At 33.7% G+C, this 2339-nt stretch carries 3 protein-coding genes; all 3 read left to right on the forward strand.

All coding sequences use genetic code 11. The annotated features are described in order from the left end of the window. The coding region (locus tag Q0140_RS10605) for a hypothetical protein (protein ID WP_297964405.1) at positions 1 to 288 on the forward strand (288 nt) is incomplete at its 5' end. Beyond that, positions 275 to 685 carry a hypothetical protein gene (locus Q0140_RS10610; protein ID WP_297964407.1) on the forward strand — a complete coding sequence of 137 codons (411 nt, stop codon included), beginning with the start codon at positions 275 to 277 and terminating at the stop codon, positions 683 to 685. The genes Q0140_RS10605 and Q0140_RS10610, both read left to right, overlap by 14 nt. 27 nt (positions 686 to 712) lie before the next feature. Next, positions 713 to 2272, forward strand: coding sequence for a hypothetical protein (locus tag Q0140_RS10615; RefSeq protein WP_297964409.1), 1560 nt, complete (start codon positions 713 to 715; stop codon positions 2270 to 2272). Positions 2273 to 2339: the final 67 nt, after the last annotated feature.

Below are 2339 nucleotides of genomic sequence, written 5' to 3' on the forward strand. Positions count from 1 at the left end.
GTCGGGATGGCCAAAATACTATCGGCAGAAGACGTAGCAAATATGATAAGAAGCCATAGAAAATGGATTAGAGCCAATGGTAGAGATATAAAATATATAAGATTAGATGTTTGTTATTCTGGGTTGGGCGAAAAAGCAAATAATGAAAATTCTATAGCTCAACAGGTCGCGAATATATTAAAGGTTCCAGTTTATGGTACAACTGGGGAATATCTCTATAACGAGTATATCCCATTTATAAATATGCCTGACTTTGGAGCAAGCAGCAAAAGATATGATCCAAAATAGTAGGTTGATTATGTGTAAAATTTATAAAAAAATTTTAGTTGTTTTTATTATTCTATGTTCTATATTTTTAGTTTATAATATACGAAAAAGCCTTAATAATGATTGCTGTACTATTATGGAATATTTTAATAAATTCGCATATAACAATCCAAGTACAGAATGCAAAGTGATATTACTTAGTAGAATTAAAGCTAAATTCGATTGGCAAATTTTCTATAGACTTTACGGGAGTATTACAAAGTATATCTTAGAAAAAAACTTGGCAATAGAAGATGATGTTGACGAAGAAATATTAAAATACATAATAGAGACTACAAAAAAAGATTATGAGATAATATACCGCAGTGATGAAAATGGAACTATTAAAAAGTATTTGCATATAAGAGGAAATTTATAGTTTAGGGTAAAAAAGGGGAAATATTAAATGAAATTTATCATTATCTCTTTATGTGCTCTCCTATTGGCTACCACCCCATTATCTGGTAGAGACGGTAAGCAGATAATGGGCTTTTACTCCTTGCAGACCGGGCGCAGCTATATCAATATAAAAAACAATGAAAGCACAAAGGATCTAGTCGCTACCTCCGCTACAGAAAGCCAAAGAGCTATGGATCATCAAAGAGGCATAAACTTCCTCCAAAACGAAGACGATCATTCGACCTATTCACAGAATTTCGGAAACGCAGTAGCTAGATACTACGGATATGCTCTTAGCTCATACGGCGCAGGCTATGGCTCTGCTAAGATAAATAATCCAAGTAGCATTAATCAAAACTACTACGCAAGCAACAATAAAGAATTCTCTAGACTGGATAAACAGAAGGGAGCGAATAGGCAGTTACTTGATGAAGAGGTACATAAAATATATGAACTATCTAAAATTTACTCGGAAAAAAAGAATATACCTCTAGAAAAGGGAACCGCTATAGTATCTAAAGCATTCTATGGTTTAGTAGACAAAGATGCAAACGATATGTATGAGACTAATTTGGATACGGAGGAAGCTTTTGAATATCTAGAGGCTCAAGACTTTTTAAAATCCAAAATAGATTATTCAAGAATCATCCCTACTTATGATGATAATGAATTTAGTGGTATAGGTTGGGCGTTCAAAGAGCAATATAACGATAGGTATTCAAATTTGAAAGGGTATTCTAGAAATAAGAAATTCTATGAAAAATACCTCAAAATAGATAATCCAGCAGATACTTTCTCGTTCTCGGGTTTAGCCGATAGTATTAAAAATTTCGCTGATGGTTTTACAAAGCCGTTTAAAGATTTAGCTAATGAAGCCACTAATAATACTTCAGAATTTTTAAAAGCTACCGCGATAGGAATTTTAAATCCTTTTAAATCAGGATTTAATTTCGGAGAGAATTCACATAAAACACATGAAGAAGCAAATCTAGATGATTTTTTAGGTGATAAACAAGGTAGAGACCAAAAACGTGGAGAGATAGCAGGAAATATTGCGCCGACCATAGCCGGCGGAACAATCGGAAGTATTCTAAAAAAAGGTAAAAATATCCATAAGGCAGGAGATGTCGGTACCGCCGAAGGCGCAGGGGCTACAAAACTTTCAACGACTGTCGGTGAGACCACGGGCACGGGATCTGTAAAAGCTCCGGCGGCTATTAGCGAAGCTATTTTAAGTAATAATATAAAAATTACTCAAGACGAAATGATTTATGTGTTAGATGCTGCAAATCAACTTGATAGAAATAAGTTAACTAAGGCTGGTAGAGCAATACAAAAACACGGCGATAGGTCAGGGGATATAATTGAAAAAGTCAAAGGGAATGCCGCAGTAAAGAATTCTGAAGGCATAAAATTAGTTAAAAAAATTTTAACGGACTCTAAGTTAGAAGTTAAATCATATTATAGCCCTAAATATAAAGCAAATATCAAAGATTACAGGAGCAAAAATGGCGGAATAAGGATGAATATTGATAGTGGTGAATTTATGGGGTTTTTAAACCCATAATCAAATAATTTTTAGGATTTTAATATGATAGAAAATGAATTTGAATTTTTAATTGCCTCCGTGCCGG

The sequence above is a fragment of the uncultured Campylobacter sp. genome, assembly GCF_938045405.1.
Classification (GTDB): Bacteria; Campylobacterota; Campylobacteria; order Campylobacterales; family Campylobacteraceae; genus Campylobacter_B.